General features: G+C 64.4%; 16 protein-coding genes and 1 riboswitch. Of the genes, 12 read left to right on the top strand and 4 right to left on the bottom strand.

Annotation, left to right across the window (positions count from 1 at the left end):
- Positions 1-294 precede the first annotated feature (294 nt).
- The 6 genes from RI444_RS20170 (at position 295) to RI444_RS20145 (ending at position 8,347) form a co-directional block, all read left to right on the top strand.
- Positions 295-1,278: an ABC transporter permease gene (locus RI444_RS20170; RefSeq protein ID WP_021473009.1), complete on the top strand. Its 984-nt coding sequence runs from the start codon at positions 295-297 to the stop codon at positions 1,276-1,278.
- Complete coding sequence (locus tag RI444_RS20165) at positions 1,278-2,267, top strand: ABC transporter permease (RefSeq protein ID WP_207605406.1); 990 nt, start codon at positions 1,278-1,280, stop codon at positions 2,265-2,267. The genes RI444_RS20170 and RI444_RS20165 overlap by 1 nt, the downstream gene beginning before the upstream one ends.
- A complete protein-coding gene (locus RI444_RS20160) occupies positions 2,264-4,426 on the top strand; it encodes an ABC transporter ATP-binding protein (protein WP_021473011.1) in 2,163 nt (720 codons plus the stop codon). The genes RI444_RS20165 and RI444_RS20160 overlap by 4 nt, the downstream gene beginning before the upstream one ends.
- Positions 4,427-4,502: 76 nt before the next feature.
- Positions 4,503-6,230, top strand: a complete 1,728-nt coding sequence (locus RI444_RS20155) for an ABC transporter family substrate-binding protein (protein ID WP_021473012.1) — start codon at positions 4,503-4,505, stop codon at positions 6,228-6,230.
- A gap of 367 nt (positions 6,231-6,597) precedes the next feature.
- The gene (locus RI444_RS20150; RefSeq protein ID WP_069696251.1) at positions 6,598-6,777 is read left to right on the top strand and encodes a type II toxin-antitoxin system prevent-host-death family antitoxin; all 180 of its coding nucleotides are present in this window, start codon (positions 6,598-6,600) and stop codon (positions 6,775-6,777) included.
- 520 nt (positions 6,778-7,297) lie between these two features.
- Positions 7,298-8,347, top strand: coding sequence for a Gfo/Idh/MocA family oxidoreductase (locus RI444_RS20145; RefSeq protein ID WP_021473014.1), 1,050 nt, complete (start codon positions 7,298-7,300; stop codon positions 8,345-8,347).
- Here RI444_RS20145 and RI444_RS20140 read toward each other — a convergent pair.
- Together RI444_RS20140 and RI444_RS20135 are read right to left on the bottom strand one after the other, a co-directional pair.
- Positions 8,344-8,817 (bottom strand): hypothetical protein, encoded by a 474-nt coding sequence (locus tag RI444_RS20140; protein WP_021473015.1) that lies wholly within the window; start codon positions 8,815-8,817, stop codon positions 8,344-8,346. The two genes, RI444_RS20145 and RI444_RS20140, sit on opposite strands and share 4 nt — an antisense overlap.
- Positions 8,818-8,842: 25 nt before the next feature.
- Positions 8,843-10,030 carry a hypothetical protein gene (locus RI444_RS20135; RefSeq protein WP_021473016.1) on the bottom strand — a complete coding sequence of 396 codons (1,188 nt, stop codon included), beginning with the start codon at positions 10,028-10,030 and terminating at the stop codon, positions 8,843-8,845.
- A 268-nt stretch (positions 10,031-10,298) separates the two neighbouring features.
- Between RI444_RS20135 and RI444_RS20130 the strand changes: the two genes are divergently transcribed.
- From RI444_RS20130 to RI444_RS20120, 3 genes are all read left to right on the top strand, one after another.
- A complete protein-coding gene (locus RI444_RS20130; RefSeq protein ID WP_207605407.1) occupies positions 10,299-11,012 on the top strand; it encodes a hypothetical protein in 714 nt (237 codons plus the stop codon).
- Between the two features lie 146 nt (positions 11,013-11,158).
- Complete coding sequence (locus RI444_RS20125) at positions 11,159-11,716, top strand: RNA polymerase sigma factor (RefSeq protein WP_021473018.1); 558 nt, start codon at positions 11,159-11,161, stop codon at positions 11,714-11,716.
- Positions 11,713-12,531 (top strand): hypothetical protein, encoded by an 819-nt coding sequence (locus RI444_RS20120; RefSeq protein ID WP_207605408.1) that lies wholly within the window; start codon positions 11,713-11,715, stop codon positions 12,529-12,531. The genes RI444_RS20125 and RI444_RS20120 overlap by 4 nt, the downstream gene beginning before the upstream one ends.
- Positions 12,532-12,712: 181 nt before the next feature.
- Here the strand turns inward: RI444_RS20120 and ald are convergent, their stop codons facing one another.
- Positions 12,713-13,831: an alanine dehydrogenase gene (gene ald / locus RI444_RS20115; RefSeq protein WP_021473020.1), complete on the bottom strand. Its 1,119-nt coding sequence runs from the start codon at positions 13,829-13,831 to the stop codon at positions 12,713-12,715.
- 200 nt (positions 13,832-14,031) lie between these two features.
- Between ald and RI444_RS20110 the strand changes: the two genes are divergently transcribed.
- The 3 genes from RI444_RS20110 to RI444_RS20100 all read left to right on the top strand — a co-directional run bounded on the left by RI444_RS20110 (position 14,032) and on the right by RI444_RS20100 (position 16,561).
- Complete coding sequence (locus tag RI444_RS20110) at positions 14,032-15,246, top strand: PucR family transcriptional regulator (protein WP_241650887.1); 1,215 nt, start codon at positions 14,032-14,034, stop codon at positions 15,244-15,246.
- Between the two features lie 132 nt (positions 15,247-15,378).
- On the top strand, positions 15,379-16,299 hold the full coding sequence (locus tag RI444_RS20105; RefSeq protein WP_207605409.1) for an AEC family transporter: 921 nt from the start codon (positions 15,379-15,381) through the stop codon (positions 16,297-16,299).
- A gap of 64 nt (positions 16,300-16,363) precedes the next feature.
- On the top strand, positions 16,364-16,561 hold the full coding sequence (locus RI444_RS20100; RefSeq protein ID WP_139126881.1) for a hypothetical protein: 198 nt from the start codon (positions 16,364-16,366) through the stop codon (positions 16,559-16,561).
- On the opposite strand, the gene RI444_RS20095 is transcribed toward RI444_RS20100, so the two are convergent.
- Positions 16,554-17,849: a hypothetical protein gene (locus tag RI444_RS20095; protein ID WP_207605410.1), complete on the bottom strand. Its 1,296-nt coding sequence runs from the start codon at positions 17,847-17,849 to the stop codon at positions 16,554-16,556. The two genes, RI444_RS20100 and RI444_RS20095, sit on opposite strands and share 8 nt — an antisense overlap.
- A gap of 4 nt (positions 17,850-17,853) precedes the next feature.
- Positions 17,854-18,001: riboswitch (cyclic di-AMP (ydaO/yuaA leader) on the bottom strand.
- Between the last annotated feature and the right edge of the window lie 210 nt (positions 18,002-18,211).

Raw genomic sequence — 18,211 nt, 5'->3', positions numbered from 1 at the left:
CTGTCGGCTGCGGTAAGGCAGGGCCGGTAAGTGGCATAGCACCTCCATTTATGACGCAGTCTGCTCATAACGATCTGGCTGCAGGCGTGAAGACGGGGCGCAACGGGCCAAATATGAAGCAGTTATTGTGGTAGTTTCCTTGTGAATGTGACCCATGCCATACATGGCCGGTGATCACTGAAGGGGTTTGGGGGTACACATCCCTGCGCCAATTCGTAGCTGACACCGGCCACCGCCGGTAACCGCGGAAGGACCAGCTTTGAGCTTTGCCACGATCAAGGGCAGCCGCCCGACATGCTGAAATATCTGCTGAAGCGGTCGGGAATCTACCTGATCATGATCTTCCTGACCACCAGCGCGGGATACTTCCTGGCTGTCTCTACGCTCAAGCCGGCGCTCCTCGAGCAGGAAAGGATTCCGCGGCCCACTCCGGAACAGGTGTCGGCGTCGTTCAGGGGCCTGGGATTGGACCCGGATGCCAACCCGTGGCAGCGCTACGTGGACTGGCTCGGCGGCATCATCACACGCTGGGATTGGGGCCGCAGCCCGAACGGGGCGTACGTCAACGCCGAGTTCGCGGACCGCGTGATGGTCTCCACCCGGCTCTTCATCGCCTCCATCATCCTGACCCTCATCATCGGTGTTGCGCTGGGCGTCTACTCGGCAGCCCGGCAGTACAAGTTCCCGGACAGGGTCATCACCTCCTACAGCTACTTGGTCCACATTCTCCCTGCGCCGATCGCCTACTTCCTGGTGCAGCTGGGTGCCATCAGCGTCAACGAGGCGGTGGGGGAGCGCATCTTCTTCGTGACGGGAATTTCGACGCCGGGAATAGACCCAGGCTGGCCGGCTTTCGTTGACCTTGTGGCCCACTACGCCGTGCCCACCTTCGCGATGACCATCTTCGGTTGGGCGGGATACCAGATTGCGCAGCGGCAATACCTGCTGGACAACGTCAATGCCGACTTCGTGCGGACAGCCCGCGCCAAGGGCCTCACCCGCAACCAGGCAATCCGCAAACACGCGTTGCGGGTGTCCTTCATTCCGGTAGCGCAGAGCATCGCGTTCACCATCCCGGCCATCTTCACGGGCGGTTTCTTCGCCGAAGCGATCTTCGCGTGGCCCGGCATCGGGCTGTGGAGCATCCAGGCGATCGGCCTCCAGGACGTTAACGTCGCCACGGCAACCCTGGCCTACGGGTCGGTGATCTTCGCGATCGGCGCCATCCTGGCCGACTTCGCCACCACACTGGTCGATCCACGAGTGAGGGTCCAGTAATGAGCAACATCATTGATCCCATCGCCGAAATCGACGAGTCCCGCGTTGCAGACCAGGACGTGGTGATCGGCAAGTCGCGCATCATCTTCCGTCGTTTCATGCGGAACAAAACTGCCGTGGCCGGCCTCGTGATCTTCCTGGCGCTGTTCCTCTTCTCCCTGTTTGGCGGGTTCCTGACCCCGTGGGACAAGGACACCATCGATCCCCTCAACATCGGAATGGGGCCGTCGCCCGAGCACTTCTTCGGCACCACCCAGGCAGGCATCGACCTCCTGGCCCTGATCGTGGACGGCACCAGGACCTCGATCTTCATCGGATTGATCGTTGGTGGCCTTTCCGTGCTGATCTCCGCCGTCTACGGCTGCACCATGGCGTTCTTCGGGGGCAAAGTGGACGCCACCATGCTGTTCATCCTCGAAGCGTTGATCATGATGCCCGCCATCCTGGTTGTCGCCGTCGCCACCAACGGCGGTGGCGGACTCAAGAACCTGCCCAGTTGGCTGCTGCTGATCATCGTCCTGCTGTTCTTCAGCTGGATGGGCACCGCCCGCTTGGTGCGGTCCTTGTCCATGTCCCTCATGCAGCGCGACTACGTCAAGGCCGCCAGGTACATGGGCGTCCCTTCCCGCAGGATTGTGTGGCGGCACCTCGTCCCCAACATTGGCTCCCTCCTGGTGCTCGACTTCACGCGTGGCATCACCGGAGCAGTCCTGGCAGAAGTAGCTTTCTCCTTCATCGGCATCGGCATCAAGCTCCCGGACGTCAGCCTGGGTGTCCTGATCGGCCAGGCAACAGGCCAGGTGTCCTCCTTCCCGTGGATGTTCTGGGTTCCGTTGGTGGTCATGTTCCTCCTGACGGGTTCGCTGGCCATGATGAACGACGGCCTCCGTGACGCTTTCGACCCCAGTTCCAGTTCCATCGGCCGGACCAAGCGAAACTCCGGCAAAGCAGTCGAAGCTGCACAGAGCTCAAAGGGAGCCAGCAAATGAGCACCAACATTTCCCAGAGTCCCGCGGAACGGCTCCACGATGCAGGCCTCTACGCTCCCGGCGACGCGGTCCTCAGCGTCCGCGACCTGAACGTCCGCTTCAACTCGGAAAACGGTGTTGTCCACGCTGTCCGCGGCGTTGATTTCGACCTGATGCCCGGCAAGACCCTGGGCATCGTGGGCGAATCCGGTTCGGGCAAGTCCGTCACCTCCATGGCGATCATGGGCCTCCTGCCGGAAACGGCGGACATCACCGGGTCAGTCCGATTCAAAGGCAAGGAACTCCTGGGCCTGAGCGACAAAGCCATGTGCAAGCACCGCGGCAATGACATCGCTATGGTGTTCCAGGATCCGCTCTCCTCGCTGACGCCCGTCTACACGGTCGGCAACCAGATCATCGAGGCGCTCACGGTCCACAACCCCACCATGAGCAAACAGGCCAAAGAAGCCCGCGCCGTCGAACTTTTGCGGATGGTGGGCATCCCGAGTCCCAAGGACCGGCTCAAAGCCTTCCCGCACGAATTCTCGGGCGGTATGCGCCAGCGCGTCATGATCGCCATTGCGATCGCCAACGATCCGCGGGTGCTCATCGCCGATGAACCCACGACGGCGTTGGACGTCACCATTCAGGCGCAGGTGCTGGAAGTCCTTCACACCGCGCAAGAGGAAACCGGGGCCGCCGTCGTCATGATCACGCACGACCTCGGCGTCGTAGCGGGCATGGCCGACGACATCATGGTCATGTACGCGGGTAAGCCGGTGGAAACCGGCACCGTGGAGGACATCTACTACAACCCCCGGATGCCCTACACGCTGGGTCTCCTGGGGGCAGTGCCCCGGGTGGATACCGCCACCAAACAGTCGCTGGTGCCCATCGAAGGGACGCCGCCCAACCTCACGTTGCCCGTCACCGGTTGCTCCTTCGCCCCCCGCTGCCCGCTGGCCAGCGAGGAATGCCTGGACGGCGAACCAACCCTGTGGCCGGTGACGGCGCCCGATGGCGCAGTTGTCCAGGGCCACCAGGCAGCCTGCATCAAGTCCGAGAAACTGGCCGGAGACGCCGACGCGCACCGCATCTTCAAGGCGCCCCCGCTTCCGGTATCGAAGTTCGACGGCGTTCCCCGCGTCGAGCGGGAAAAGGTCCTGGAACTCAAGGACGTCAAAAAGCACTTCCCGCTGCTCAAAGGTGCCCTCATCAAGCGCCGGATCGGCACGGTCAAAGCCGTGGACGGCTTGAGCTTCGACATCCGCGAAGGTGAATGTCTCTCTATCGTGGGGGAATCGGGCTGCGGCAAGACCACCACCCTCCTGGAAATCATGGAGTTCCACCCCGAGCAAACGGGCGAGGTGGTGATCGGCGGCGTCAGCAACAAGTCCGCCACGGACAACAAGACCAAGATGGCCATGCGCAAGGAAATGCAGATGGTCTTCCAGGATCCCACCGGAGCCCTGGATCCGCGGTTCACCGTGTACGAGGTGCTGGCCGAACCGCTCGAGAACCTGGGCATGCCCAAGGCGGCGGTCAAGAAACGGATCATGGAACTCATGCGCCTGGTGGGGCTGCAACCGGACCACGTGAACCGGTTCCCCAACCAGTTCTCCGGTGGCCAGCGGCAGCGCATCGGCATCGCCCGGGCGCTCGCGGTCAATCCGAAGCTCGTTGTCCTGGACGAGCCGGTGTCCGCGCTGGATGTCTCCGTGCAAGCCGGCGTGATCAACCTCCTGGACCAGCTCCGCGCCGAACTCGGCCTGAGCTACCTGATGGTGGCACACGATCTCTCCGTGGTCCGGCACATCTCCAACCGGGTGGCCGTCATGTACTTGGGGAAGATCGTGGAGACCGGCGACGTGGACGACGTCTTCGACAACCCCCGGCACCCGTACACAAGGGCCCTGCTGTCCGCGATTCCCGTGCCGGATCCGGAAGTGGAACGCACCCGCGAACGCATCATCCTCGAAGGTGACCTGCCCAGCCCCCTGGACGCCCCCAAGGGATGTAATTTTGCGACTCGCTGCCCCGTATTTGCAGCGCTTCCACCGTCCAAACAGGAGAAGTGCCTTAATCTGGAGCCGCCCTTGGCCTCAGAAGGGCAACAGGAGTTTGCATGCTTCTTCCCGGATGGAGAAATAGATGCCGACATGCTGGTGGTGCATGCCTGACGACACATGACGCATTGAAAAAATCCCTGGTCTCAACTCGCAATGATTTTCCAGTCGTAAACATGAAGGGCACACCATGAAGAAGTACACGACGATCGGCGGCGTAGCACTGGCAACAGCGCTGATGCTGACCGCCTGCGGCGGGGGAACGCCGTCGGGTCCGGCCTCCCAGAAGGCCGAAGAAGCAGGCGGCGACATCAGCAAGCTGATCAGCGTCAACGCCAAGGAAGCCAAGGACCTGGAGCAGGGCGGCACGGTCACCCTGGCCGTGGGCAGCATCGGCCCGGATTTCAACGGCTTCTCCAACGTGGGCAACAGCGCGGACACGTCCGCACTCATGACCCCGGTGAACACGGCCTCCATTAACAGTGGCGGCATCGGCGGTTGCTGGAAGCTCGACTTCGACGGCAAGGCAGAGCCGAACAAGGACTTCTGCGAAGAGGTCAAGAGCGAAGTCAAGGATGGCAAGCAGACCATCACCATCAAGATCAACGACAAGGCTACGTGGAACGACGGCACGCCGATCGACGTCAAGACGTTCGAGAACACGTGGAACATGCTCAAGGGCGAGGACACGTCGATCGACATCGTAAGCGCCGGTGCTTATGCGTTTGTTGACTCGGTCAAGGCCGGAGCCAATGACAAGGAAGTCATCGTCACCACCACCCAGCCGGTCTACCCGCTGGAAGGCCTGTTCTTCGGCCTGATCCACCCGGCCATCAACACCCCGGACATCTTCAACAAGGGCTTCGCCGGTGAGATGCACCCCGAGTGGATGGCCGGCCCGTTCAAGGTTGAAAACTACGACACCACCGCCAAGACCGTCACCATGGTTCCGAACGACAAGTGGTGGGGCCAGAAGCCTGTTCTCGAGAAGATCGTTTGGCGCCAGATGGAACCCAGCGCCACCATCGCAGCTTTCAAGAACGGCGAAATCGACGCAACCAGCGGCCGTACCCTCGGCCGTTACAAGCAGCTCGAAGGCACCAAGGATTCCGAGGTCCGCCGTGGCCAGCGCCTCTTCGCAGGTGGCCTGAACCTCAACGCCAAGCGTCCGGCCCTCACCGACGTCGCAGTACGCAAGGCGATCTTCACCGCCGTCGACCGCAAGGCCATCCGCGATGTCCGCTTCAACGGCCTGAACTGGTCCGAAGAGAGCTCGGGCTCCATGATGCTCATGCCGTTCTCCGAGTACTACCAGGACAACTACCCCGTGAAGGAAGGCGGCGCCGAGCAGGCCAAGAAGGTCCTGACCGACGCCGGTTACGCCCCGAACGACAAGGGCATCATGGCCAAGGACGGCGTTCCGGTTGCCTTCAGCATCACCAACTTCGGTGACGACCCCACCACCGCCGCCACTTCGCAGACCCTGCAGAAGCAGCTCCAGGCTGCGGGCATGGACGTTTCCATCGACCAGCGCGGTGACGCCGACTTCGGCAAGGTTGTTGGCGGTCGCGAGTTCGATGTGACCATCTCCGGCTACACCGTTGGCCCGGATGCCACGGACGCAGTCAAGCAGTACTACGACTCCGCCACCAACGAGAACGGTCTGGGCGACGCCGAGCTGGACGCCGAAATCAAGCGTCTTGCAACCATTGCCGACGACGCCGAGCGCAACAAGGCCGCCATGGAGGTAGAGAAGAAGCACATGGAGAAGTACTTCTCCATGGGTACCGTCCTGAACGGCCCGGAGATCCAGTTCGTTCGTACGGGCCTGGCCAACTACGGTCCGTCCCTGTTCAAGAGCCTGTCCAACGTTCCGGACTGGACCACCATCGGTTGGGAAAAGGGCGCCAAGAAGTAGCCCGTCAAGCCTGATCTGACTGATCTGCTTGATCTGACAGTTTCGACAGGATCTGAACGATCTGCTTGATCTGACAGGATCTGAACGATCTGCTTGACCTGAAGAAGGCCGGGATTTCCCGCAGCCGCTGGTGTGTGCCACGGCCCGCGGAGGAGTCCCGGCCTTCCCCATGCGTTCCTCTCTCACATCCCACCCCCTTTCACCGATCGCTCTCTCACATCCCGTCGCGTTTTGGGCATCCTTCTCTCACATCCCACCCCCTTTCACCGATCGCTCTCCCACATCCCGCCGCGTTTTGGGCATCCTTCTCTCACATCCCCTCACAGGACGTGCTCCCGCTCCGGGGTGGAAAGGCGTTTTGTACATCATGTACATCTCGGACACCATCAACCGCGCTGCCTACGGGCACGAGCGCATCAGCGTCGCACGTCGTGGCAAGGTTGCGGCCGTTTTGATCGGCGCCCAAGATCTGAAACGACTTGAACTACCCGAAGATGAGGCGGACCTGCGGGCTCTCCAAGCACGACGGCACTCGAATCGGTCTTGACGAGATGCTGAAGGAGAACGGCACTAACCGTTGACCGTCTATCGAATCGAGTTCACCGCAGCAGCTGCTAAGCAGATCCGTAAGCTCGACCCGGCTATCAGGCGACGACGTCTGCTGGGCATTTCCGACCTTCGGGACGATCCGCGACCCCCGAGTGATTTGCGAAATAGAGGACAGCGAGCTGGTTGTTGTCTTCCGGTCAGCGCACCGGCTTGAGGCGTACTGAACTGCCCGGCACGGCGTTGCCCATCAACGTGTACGGCTCCCCGATGTCCCACCGACTCCCCGGATAGCGCCCGCCCAGATAGAGCGTCGCTGAGGAGGGGTGGGGAAGTGATAGAGCGTCCGTCGGGAGGGGTGGGGAAGTGATAGAGCGTCCGTCGGGAGGGGTGGGGAAGTGATAGAGCGTCCGTCGGGAGGGGTGGGGAAGTGATAGAGCGTCCGTCGGGAGGGGTGGGGAAGTGATAGAGGAAGGCCCGGGAGGGGGCGGGAAGTGAAAGAGGATCGGTAGCCTAGGCACATGGCTTCCTCACCGATCCGTACCGCTGTTGCCGGCTTTGGGTTGTCCGGCAGCGTCTTCCATGCCCCGTTCATCGAGGCCCACCCTGCTTATCGGCTGAGCATGATTTCCACGTCGGACCCCGGCCGCCAAGCGCTGGCGCACACGAGGTACCCGCAGGCAACGGTGGTCCAAACACCGCAGGACATCCTCGACGCGGCCGGGCATCTGGACCTCATCGTCCTGGGCACACCGCCCGCAACGCACTTTCCACTCGCGAAAGCAGCGCTGGAAGCCGGCCTCGACGTCGTCGTCGACAAGCCTTTCACGGTGCGCAGCGCCGAAGGCGAGGAACTCATTGACCTTGCCCGCACAGCGGGCCGGGTCCTCACCGTGTACCAGAACCGCCGCTGGGATGGCGACGCGCTCACCGTGCGGAAACTGCTCGACGCCGGGACGCTGGGTTCAGTGACCCGGTTCGAGGTGGGGATGGAGCGCTGGGCCCCGGAGATCTCCAAGGCCTGGAAAGCCGGCGCCACGGCGGAAGACGGGGGAGGCGTCCTGTTCGACCTTGGCACCCATGTCCTGGACCTCGCCGTCCAGTTCTTTGGTCCCGCCCGGGTCGACTACGCGGAGATCACGGCCCGCAGGCCGCAGGAACGGGCGGACGATGACGTTTTCCTGGTCCTCCGCCATGAGTCCGGCGTCGTGACCCACGTGACGCTGAACCTCAACAGCCACCTCCACGGCCCGCGCTTCCGTATCCTGGGCACGGACGGCGGCTTCGTGAAGTTCGGAACCGACCCGCAGGAACCCTTCCTGCTGGGAGGCGGCCTGCCCACGGACGCTGACTACGGCGTCGAAGATTCCGCGAAACACGGAACGCTGGAAGTCAACGGCAAAAGAACTCCTGTTCCCACCGAGCGCGGCGCCTACCCTGAGTTTTACCGCCTGCTTGCGGAGAAGATCGACGACGGCGGTGCGGCCTCCGTGCTTCCCCCGCCGGTGGATCCGGCTGGCTCCGTAGAGGTGCTGAAGTTGATCGAGCAGGCGAGGGAGATGGCCGTTTAGCCAACCTCGGCGCTTGCGACCAAGGCGTAGATCGCTTTGAGGTCCTGATTGTCATCCGACGCCCGGCAGCTGCCTGTGAGTTGGACGACGTCGGTTGCCACATCCTGCTGAACCACTGTCACCGCCGTGAACTGGGTCAGGGAACCGGCATCGGGATGTGTGTACCGGGCCTCCCTGATGTGCCAGTCCCTGCCGTTGATCACCACGGGCTCGGTGCCCAGCAGGACAGCGTCCGGGAGGGTGGAAAGGAAAGCATCCACGGAGTTTGCGATGTCCTTCAATCCATAGTCCGGGGTGCGGCGGGACACCGTGATCACCACATTCGGGACGTAGCTGCCGGGGACCGCCGGGCCCATCAAAGCCCCGACGGCGTCAGGCACCACCCGGGGCATCCAGCCTTCCGGGGGATCCACCGCGATGGAAGGGAATGCCGGGAAGGCTGTTGACGGGAAAAGCTGTGTGGACGGCATGGGTGCCCTTCGCGCTGGGAAGTGGTTACTTGGACAGGAACTCGACGAATCCGGTGACTGAATCCTTGAAGCCGGACGGGCTGATCTTCACTTCGGCCCCGGCTCCGAGGCCCAGTTCCGCGGTCACCTTGGCACCGACGCCCAACGTGAAGCCGTCTTCGTCCATGGAAGCCTTGAAGGTGTAGCCCTCCCCGGCGCCGGCGGCAACAGTCCCGGAGGTTGAGAGCCGCTGCCCCAGGAACTCCACGTACTGCGACTGGGTCAACTCGGCGCCGACGCCTGCGCTCGCGGCCGAGCCTGTAACGCCGTCGGCCTTGCTGCTGCTGACTTCGGCGCTACCGGCACTTGCCCACGCGCCGCCCCGGATTTCCCCGCCTTGGCCTACCCCGAAGAGGCCTCCGGCAAACTCAGTCTCATTGGTCATGGTCACCTTCTGGCCGGCGAAGGCCTCGCCGCCGCCTCCGAAAAGGAACGGGCCGGCGTTGGCGTGCGCGCTGGCCTCGGCGCCTGTCATGGCCCGGACGGTGGAGGTGTTGTTGACCCAGCCGTCGAAGAATTCGCTCTTGGTGGTGGTGATGTTCTCGATGCCGACGAAGGCCTCGCCGGTGGCCTTAAGGGCCGGGCCATCCAGGAAGTTGAAGCCGAACGGGATGTGTCCGGTGATGCTGCCGTTCCCGCGCGCACCGGCGAACGTTTCGTTGGTGGTTACGGTCTTGACGGGCCCGAACTCCCCGCTGCCTGTTATGACGAACCGACTGCCTGCCGATCCGTCCGCGGACACCCCGAATTCCACTCCGGCGGGACCGAGCGAGCCATGTGCTTCGCTGCTGCCTTCCACGCCGGTAGACCCCTCCGCGCCGACCGTCAAGGGGCCCACGGTGACGGGGTCAACGGTGAAGCCGTTGGAGTTGGAGTAACTGCTGCTGGCGACGAACGCGTCCCCGCGTGAGGCCAGCTCCTGTTGGGTGGCGTTCGTCCGGAGGGTCCTGGCATTGGCCCTCAAGCACGCGGCGGCCGCTGCAAGGCGCCGGGAGAGCTCGCTGTTCCACTGGCTTCGGAAGCGGTCGGCGTCCTGCCCGCGCCAGTAGTGGCCGTCATGGACCAACGACGTTAGTTGCCGTTGAAGTGCTGCCATCTTGTCCGCCTCGGCGTCCATCACTTGGGACAGCCGCCGAAGATCCGCGACGTCGGCGCCAATCAAACCTTGTCCCACAACAGCTCCCCCTGCGTTGAAAGTTATCCGGCCGCAGACAAGGAGTTCAGCAAGGCCGTTCTCCGAGCCTAGCCGTCGGCAGAGGGGCGCGCGATGGGCAGTTCTCTCCTGTGGGTTTCCTTCTCCGTCAAAAAGTTTTTCACCCATGCGTAACCTCGCCGGGGTCCGTAGCGATGTAGAGGGTGTGCGGGCCGCGTCCGCACCTTGATCATCCGGCTGCGGACACGTCGCTGCCGGGGCAATCTCCCAAACTTTCGGAGGGTCTTCAATGTCCTTGTTCTCTGTCATCGCCTCGAGCAAAGTCGCCGCGAGCGTCCTGGCCGCCGGAGCCGTAGCCGCCGGTGGAACCGGCGTCGCTGCAGCCAACGGCGCGCTCCCCACCGCGCTCCAGCAGAGCGCCCACGAGCTCGTTGGCGCCCCTGCCCCCGCCGCAAGCCAGGCAACCCAGCAGGCCACCGACGCAACGGAAGCCGCTGCTGCCAAGGCGACTGACGCCGTCGAGACCGCCAAGGCTACGGCCGAAGAGGCGAAGGCCGCCGGTCAGGACAAGGCCGCAGACGCAGTAGCTGCCGCCAAGTCCGCTGCGAACGACGCCGTCGCCGCCACCCCGGAAGCATTTGGCCTGTGCACCGCGTTCGTCAACGGCGGGCTGAAGCCGGACACCAAGATCCCCGGCTACGAATCGTTGGTCATCGACGCCGGTGGCGAAGCCAAGGTTGAGGCCCACTGTGCCGCTGTTGTGGACGCCGGCAAGGCCGCGGGACTGAAGGCTGACGCCACAGCAAACGCCGACGCCGATGCTTCCGTTTCGGCTGTAGTCCCGGCCGTTCCGGCTACCCCGGCAGTTCCCGGCACGCCGTCCGTTCCGGCAACTCCTGCAGTTCCCGCCACGCCTGCGGTTCCCGCAGCTCCGGCGCTGCCTTCCCAGGTTCCCACGGACCTGCCGGCAGGCCCCGGTGCAGCCCTCGATTCTGTCCGCTAAGCACCAGGCAGCTACGGTTTAAGGGCGGGGCTTCTTGCCGGATCCGAGCGATCAGGCACGGAGCCCCGCCACGTAACGGACGGCAGCCGCAACGGTTTGGGGGCTGTAACGCGTCGCTGCGCTGCGCAGGATGGAGGCATCCGCGGGTGCTGAACCCTTTGGTTGAAGAGAATGCCCAGGCAGACCAGGACGATCCTGGCCTGCTCTTTACTGCTGCCTACAACACCTTTTCCGGACCCGTCCTCGGATACCTTCGGGCCCGGGGTGTGGAGGATGCGGAGGCCGTGACGCAGGATGTGTTCCTGGCCCTGTACCCCAGGATCCCCACGCTTCAGGGCGGCCTGCAAGGGGCAAAGTCGTTGTTGTTCTCCATGGCCCATGCGCGGATGGTGGATCACTACCGCCGGCGGGAGCGCACCCCTGACGCGGCCCCCTACGATGCCGACCTTGACCACCGCAGCGCACCTTCGGCCGAGGAACAGGCTGTCGGCGGCCTCGGGGCTATCCACCTCTTGGAAGGACTCCCCGACGATTACCGCGAAGTCCTGGCACTCCGCGTGGTAGCCGACCTGTCCGTCGAAGAAACAGCGTCCATCATGGACAAGTCCCAAGGGGCCATCAAGCAACTGCAACGCAGGGCACTGACCGCGTTGAGGAAACAAGCATTGGCGCAGCGGACACCGCAAAGGAACGAGCACGCATGAACAACCATCCTCAGCGGCAACGCCCGGAGGCCTCCGTTGACCGCTTCCTGGCAGATTCCGGCGTCGACGATGCTGCGGACATCCGCACCGAACTGCTGGAGCTTCGTTCGCTCGCGGCCACCAATCCGGCGCCGTCGGACGCTGTGCGCGCGCTGATGACCGGCAGTGCAGGCGCGCGGGAAACCACGACGGCGGTACTCACCGCAGTCGACACTTCACCGGATGCGTCGGCGGCAGCAGCAACGGAACCGGGCACGACCCCAAGACCGGCTGTCCGCGACGAACTGGCCTTCCGCCGTCGTAAGCGCCGTGCAGCCTTCACGGGACTTGCCGTGGCGGTTTCGCTGGCAGGCGGCGCCACGGCCGCCGCTGCACAAGAGGGCGGAATCGCGGGAACATTCCAGCACTGGGGTGCGGCCATTGGCTCGGTAGTGGACCAGTTTGCGCCCGCTCAGGCTCCTGCCGAGGCGCCCCACGAGGAAGAGCCGGCAGGCGTCCCCGTTCAGGACTCACACTCGCCGCAACCCGCATCGGGCGTCCCCGGAGAATCGGCCGGCACCGTTCCGGGAGGCGGAGCCACGCCCCCAGCAGCGCCCTCATCCGGACCCGGGAAACCCAACGGCAACGAACAGGCCAAGGAACCCGCCCGTCCGGCAGTTCCGGGAAATGCACTCCCGCTACCCGCCCCGCCCGTCAGCCCGGAAAACCTCCCCAAGCTGGATCCACCGAAGGTTGAACCGTCCGACATCCCGGTGCCGGTTCCCACGCATGTTGTTCCGGAGGTCCCCAAGGCTCCGGCCAACCCCGCCAAGTAGCCCCCAACCCTGCGAAGTAGCCCCCCCCCCGCGAGATGACAATTAATGCCAATGTTCCCCTCAAACATTGGCATTAACTGCCATCTCGGTAGGGGCGCAGCGGGGTGAACAGACGACGGCGGGGTACTGCTTCCGTAGAAGCAGCACCCCGCCGTTTTTCTTGCCCGGGTTTGCTCAGCCGTTAGGCGGAGACCAGGGTGTGCCAGTCCTCAACGAGGGGCAGGTTGTGCGCCTCGGAGACGGAGTGGTGAGCCACGTGGCCGGCGGCGATGTTGAGGCCGGCTGCGAGGGCGGGGTCGCGGTCGAAGGCGGCCTTGACGCCCAGGTTGGCCAGGGCAACTGCGTAGCGCAGGGTGACGTTGGTCAGTGCGTACGTGGAGGTGTTCGGAACAGCGCCAGGCATGTTGGCAACGCAGTAGAAGATCGAGTTGTGGACCTTGTACGTCGGTTCCTGGTGGGTGGTGGGGTGCGTGTCCTCGAAGCAACCGCCCTGGTCCACGGCGATGTCCACCAGAACCGAGCCCGGCTTCATTCGGGACACGAGTTCGTTGGTGACCAGCTTGGGAGCCTTGGCGCCCGGGATCAGGACGGAACCGATGACCAGATCTGCGTCGACAACTGACTTCTCGATCTCGTAGGCATTGGAGGCAACGGTCTTCAGGCGGCCCTGATAGAGGGCGTCCAGTTCACGCAGCCGGTTGATGTTGATGTCCATGATGGTCACATCAGCACCAAGTCCCAATGCCATGGCAGCGGCGTTGGTTCCCGCAACGCCTGCGCCGAGGACAACAACCTTGGCCGGGCGGACGCCCGGGACGCCGCCCATGAGGATGCCCTTGCCGCCGGCGGGGGCCATGAGGGAAGAAGCACCAACCACCACGGAGAGGCGGCCTGCAACTTCGGACATCGGGGCGAGCAGCGGGAGGGTGCGGCCTTCCTGCACGGTTTCGTAGGCGATTGCGGTGACGCCGGAGTTGATGAGCTCGGCCGTGAGCTCGGGCTCGGCGGCCAGGTGCAGGTAGGTGAAGAGGATCAGGCCCTTGCGGAAGCGGTGGTATTCCGCCTTGATGGGTTCCTTGACCTTCATGACCATGTCCGCGCGGGCCCACACATCGTCGGCGTCGTTGACGATTTCCGCGCCGGCGATCGAGTATTCCTCGTCGGTGATGCCGGAGCCGAGGCCTGCACCGCGCTCTACGAGGACGGTGTGGCCGTGGGTGCGGAACTCGTGCACGCCGGCGGCCGTGATGGCTACGCGGAATTCGTTGTTCTTGATTTCCTTGGGGACGCCAATGATCATCTGGGGCTCCATCGTCAGCGGCCTCTTAAGGCCGGTATTTCGTGCTGTGGGCTGTGCTTCCAGAATAGGTCCGGCTGTGAGGCAGGTGACATGGACTGGTGTGGATCCGGCTGCGGATTCCGCGGAATACCAAGGGCTGCGCTCGACATTTGTCGAGAAGCGGAGCGTCAAGTGTCGCCTGCTGTTGGTACGCTTTCTTGATGCAGCAGGACGTTGAACAACTCGTCGAACGCGTAGCGCTAAAGCTGGGCAGGGGATTGTCCCTTGAGGACCTTGACGGTGTCCTCCTTGCATACAGTTCCAACCAGTCCCACGCGGACCGCGTCCGGGTGAATTTCCTGCTCAGCAAGCGTGTGCCCAGCGACGTCAGCGCCTGGCAGCTTTCGCACGGTATCGCGACGGCGGTCCGTCCCGTTGTGATTCCGGCCAACCCTGACTTGGGCATGCTGGGGCGCGTTTGCGTACCGCTGTTGGTGCGCGGCTTCCGCGTCGGTTACCTGTGGGTGCAGCAGGACCTTGAGGAGCAAAGTGCGACGGCGATCCTCACCCAACTGCCCGGCGTTCGTGACGAGTTGGACCTGCTTGCGGCCTTGCTGCTGGACTCGAACACGGCGGAGTCAGAGTTCCGCCGCCGGAGGGAGCAAGAGTTCCTCTCCGCCTGTGGAGGGGAATCCAACGCGGTGGCTGCGGTGGCCGGGTGGAAGGAGATCCAGGGCAAGGGCCCCTGGCAGGTGGTGACCATCCTGGACGCCGGTGGTGCCGGGTCCGGCGTCGATCCTTTGGACGCTACCTTGACCCACCGTTCCGCGGCGCTTCAGTCCACCATCGGCGTCGATGTTGCCCTCTTCAGCGCCGGGACCGAGACGCATTCGGTGGTCCTCTTCCGTGAATCGGGCGGCCGGGCCGTTCATGCGCAAGTGCTGGTGCATTACCAACTGGAGTTGGCCAAGCGTGCCGGCCGTTCGGTGGACCGCATCATCCTAGGCATCAGCGAACCAATACAGGTGATCCGGCAGCTTGCGGGAGCGTACCGGCAGTCGAAGGTGGCTGCCCAGGCTGCGGCTGTCGAACCGTCGCTGGGAGAGCTGGTGGACAGCCGGTCGGTGGGGGTCTATCAACTCTTCGACCGCCTGCAGGCGCCCGGCGGTTGGGACGATACGGGATCCGTCCACTACAGCACCCTTGAAGGGCAGGATCGAAACGGTGAGCTCCTGCCCGTCCTGGAGCTCCTCTACGACAACGACGGTTCGGTGCAGGATGTCGCCGCCAAACTCCATCTGCATCGCAGCAGCATTTACAACCGGCTCGGCAGGATCCGCCAACTCATTGGAGCCGATCCCCTCAGTGGTGCCATCCGGCTGGAGCTTCACGCCGCGCTGAAGGCCCGGCGCTGGGCGCTCAGGCCACGAATCTAAAGGCGCCACAGGATGAACTCCGATGGACAGCCCCTGCCCGTACGCTTAGGGTTAGAAAGCGGTTTCTCACAGGATTAGTAACTAGGGAAACCGTTCCAAGCGGGACCTGTTACCAATGCGAAAGGGGGCGGGGTGGGCGGCGTCGTCTCCGGCATCCTCATCATTTCGGCAGTCATTGCCGTGGGCTACCTGGCCGTCCGGTGCAAACTGCTCGCCCCGGAAGTGCAGGCTGCTCTGACCCGCACCGCCTTCTACATCACCAACCCGGCGCTGCTCTTCACCGTGGTGGCCGGGAGCGACATACGGGCCGCGCTCGGCGTCGACGCCCCGCTGGCCCTTCTGTCTGCTGCCGCGATGGGCCTCCTGTACTGCCTGCTGAGTTTCCTCTTTTTCCGACGGCCCGTTGCCGAAACGGCCGTGGGAGCCATGGCCAGCAGCTATGCCAATGCCAACAACATCGGGATCCCCGTTTCCCTCTACGCGGTGGGAACGGCCCAGCACGTTGCCCCGGTCCTGCTGGTGCAACTCCTGGTCCTGGCGCCCTTCTATGTCACCATCCTTGGTGTGGTCGGAGGGGCGAAAGTTCCCTGGAAGCGGGTGGTGCTGCAGCCGTTGGGGAATCCCATGATCATCGCGTCAGCGCTGGGTGTGGTGGTGGCGTTGACCCGGTGGGAGGTTCCGGAACTGGTCCAGCGGCCCATCGATATGTTGGCCGGAGCTGCCGTTCCCATGGTGCTGCTCGCCTTCGGGATGTCCTTGGCGGGCCGCGCTCCGCTGCAGAAGGGCGACGGCCGGGTGGAAACCGTGGTGGCGACGCTCCTGAAACTCGTGGGGATGCCCTTGGTGGTCTGGGCGCTGGGGCGGTTCGTCTTCGGGCTCGAAGGGCAGCACCTCCTGGCGTTGGTCATCATGGGTGCGCTTCCCACGGCACAGAATGTGTTCCTTTTCGCTTCCCCGTACGGCCGCGGCACTGTTGTTGCGCGCGACGTCATCCTCCTGACCACACTGCTCTGCGTGGGGGCCTTGCTGGTGGTCGCCTGGCTCTTGGGGTAGCGAATCACGTGACCCGGGGGCGGAAGAGCCGGGTGGCAGAAGAGCCGGGTGGCAGAACAGTCAGGTGGCAGAACAGAAGGCAGGAACCCTTGCCGGGTCCCTGCCTTCTTGGCTTTTTTGCGGCGCCCGTCAGAAACGGCGCAACCGCTGGTGGCTCCAGCGGCCCATCCGATGGCGGAAAGTGGCCGTCCGGCTGCTGCAGCAGTACCGGCCGTGCCAGCCGATGTGGGTAGTGGTGCGGGGCATGCGGGTGCTCACTTGAGGACCCCCTTGGCTGCGTCGAGCAGGCCGTCCACGTCCAAGCTCGGAGCCTCCGTCGGTGCGCTGGACTTAGGGTCGGAGCCCGGCTTCGGGGAGTCGCTGGGCCGCGGCTTGGAAGTCTGCGTCGTCGTCGGCGTGGGCGTTGGGGTGGTGGTTGGCGTCGTCGTCGTTGAAGGCGTCGTGCTGGGCGAAGGCGCCGTGATGTTGTCCGACGGCGGTGCCGGCTGACTCGGAACGGGCGACGTCACGCCCGGTACCGGAACCACGGCCGAAGGGGCGTTGGACGGAACCCACTTGGGGTCGGCCAACGAAACCTGCGGCGTCGGAGTGGACGACGGCGGTGCTGCCGCTGCCGGAGAGGCTGCTTCGACTGCGGACTGCCCGGTATCCGTCGTAGCGGCCGACGTCGAGGACGCGGTGGAGTAGGACGGCGTCGGGCCAGGAGTGGCCGAGCCCGTTGCCCGGCCTTCGCCGGAATTGTTAGCGCCACTGGCCTGGTTTTGGGTGTCCTGGCCGAAGATCGGCAGGTCCATGGCTTGGCTTACCGTTCCCACCGTGAGGACCAGGCCCAGTGCTCCGGCGACCACCGCCATGCGCTGGCTCATGGTCTTCACGGACGCTGCCTTGGTCAGGACGGCGTGGGGTTCCTTGGTGAAGGATGAGGAAGCAAAGGAACCAAAGGCCGACTTCGCAGCATTGCGTCCTGCAGCGGCTCGTCCTGCCGCAGGGCGTGCGCCGTCGTGCTGGCCCCGGGCGGTCTTGCGACTGGCCAGTCCGGCGGCGGCTGTAGCGTCAGCGGCGATCCGGGCCGGCGTCTTGGGCTGGGCGGTCCCGGCCTCGGCGGCAACGTGCGCCGAAACCACCGGAATAGCGGCAGTCGCGGGCTCGGCCTCAGCGGCAGGCTCCGCCGGCGTGGCCTTCACCACGGGGATGGCAGCCGTGGGCGGCCCGGGCGTAGTGGACTCCGAGCGCGGAGGAGCGGCAACTACCGGGATGGCTTCGGTGCGCGGCTCTTCGGTGGGGGATTCAGCGGGGGTTTTGGAGACGGACTCTGCACTCGGTGCAGCTTCCGGAGCCACGACTGCCTGGGCCGCGCGCTCGCGTTCCATCGCCCGACGCTGCGCTCGTGTCATGGGCGCAGCGGTGGGGTCGGTTGCGGTGGCGGGTGCCGCCGTCGTGCTTTCCATTTCGGTGGCCGGACCGCTGGGCTGGGCCCGACGGCGTCCGGTTGGCTTGGTGGGCTGGCCGTCCCCTTGGGCACGGCGCGGCTGATCCATGGTTGGGGACATGGTGTTTGCCTCTCAACGCCTGCGAGGTTAGCTGTCGGGTTCGGACGAGGCCGTCCGGCCGCACGTGGCGGCTTCACCCCAAGGGCCTGCGGGGAACAGGCCCGGGAACTCTGGGTCCCCCGTCTCTGCCGCGGGTCTGGCGGGATTCCGGGATGCGGCAGAGCTCGGCGTCAGCCCGGAAGCGGCCCAGCGGAGATACGGGTCGCCCTACGAAGTTACAGCAGCAGGGAAGTAAAGTCACATTAATGTAACGGACGGTACATGAGGGCCGGCAGCGCCCGCGCTGACGGACGGACGCGCCACACACCGTCCACATATCCCTGGTGAGCACTAGCTTTCGGCGTCTACCGGTCGGTAGACAT

Source organism: Paenarthrobacter sp. AT5 (genome assembly GCF_032764245.1).
In the GTDB taxonomy this organism is placed as follows: Bacteria; Actinomycetota; Actinomycetes; order Actinomycetales; family Micrococcaceae; genus Arthrobacter; species Arthrobacter ureafaciens.
This window is presented reverse-complemented; position numbering and strand designations above follow the sequence as displayed.

Bases quoted from the DNA above. Each gene is read 5' to 3' on its own strand.
- RI444_RS20170 (WP_021473009.1), top strand. From the start codon at position 295: ATGCTGAAATATCTGCTGAAGCGGTCGGGAATCTACCTGATCATGATC.
- RI444_RS20165 (WP_207605406.1), top strand. From the start codon at position 1,278: ATGAGCAACATCATTGATCCCATCGCCGAAATCGACGAGTCCCGCGTT.
- RI444_RS20160 (WP_021473011.1), top strand. From the start codon at position 2,264: ATGAGCACCAACATTTCCCAGAGTCCCGCGGAACGGCTCCACGATGCA.
- RI444_RS20155 (WP_021473012.1), top strand. From the start codon at position 4,503: ATGAAGAAGTACACGACGATCGGCGGCGTAGCACTGGCAACAGCGCTG.
- RI444_RS20150 (WP_069696251.1), top strand. From the start codon at position 6,598: ATGTACATCTCGGACACCATCAACCGCGCTGCCTACGGGCACGAGCGC.
- RI444_RS20145 (WP_021473014.1), top strand. From the start codon at position 7,298: ATGGCTTCCTCACCGATCCGTACCGCTGTTGCCGGCTTTGGGTTGTCC.
- RI444_RS20140 (WP_021473015.1), bottom strand. From the start codon at position 8,817: ATGCCGTCCACACAGCTTTTCCCGTCAACAGCCTTCCCGGCATTCCCT.
- RI444_RS20130 (WP_207605407.1), top strand. From the start codon at position 10,299: ATGTCCTTGTTCTCTGTCATCGCCTCGAGCAAAGTCGCCGCGAGCGTC.
- RI444_RS20120 (WP_207605408.1), top strand. From the start codon at position 11,713: ATGAACAACCATCCTCAGCGGCAACGCCCGGAGGCCTCCGTTGACCGC.
- ald (WP_021473020.1), bottom strand. From the start codon at position 13,831: ATGATCATTGGCGTCCCCAAGGAAATCAAGAACAACGAATTCCGCGTA.
- RI444_RS20110 (WP_241650887.1), top strand. From the start codon at position 14,032: ATGCAGCAGGACGTTGAACAACTCGTCGAACGCGTAGCGCTAAAGCTG.
- RI444_RS20095 (WP_207605410.1), bottom strand. From the start codon at position 17,849: ATGTCCCCAACCATGGATCAGCCGCGCCGTGCCCAAGGGGACGGCCAG.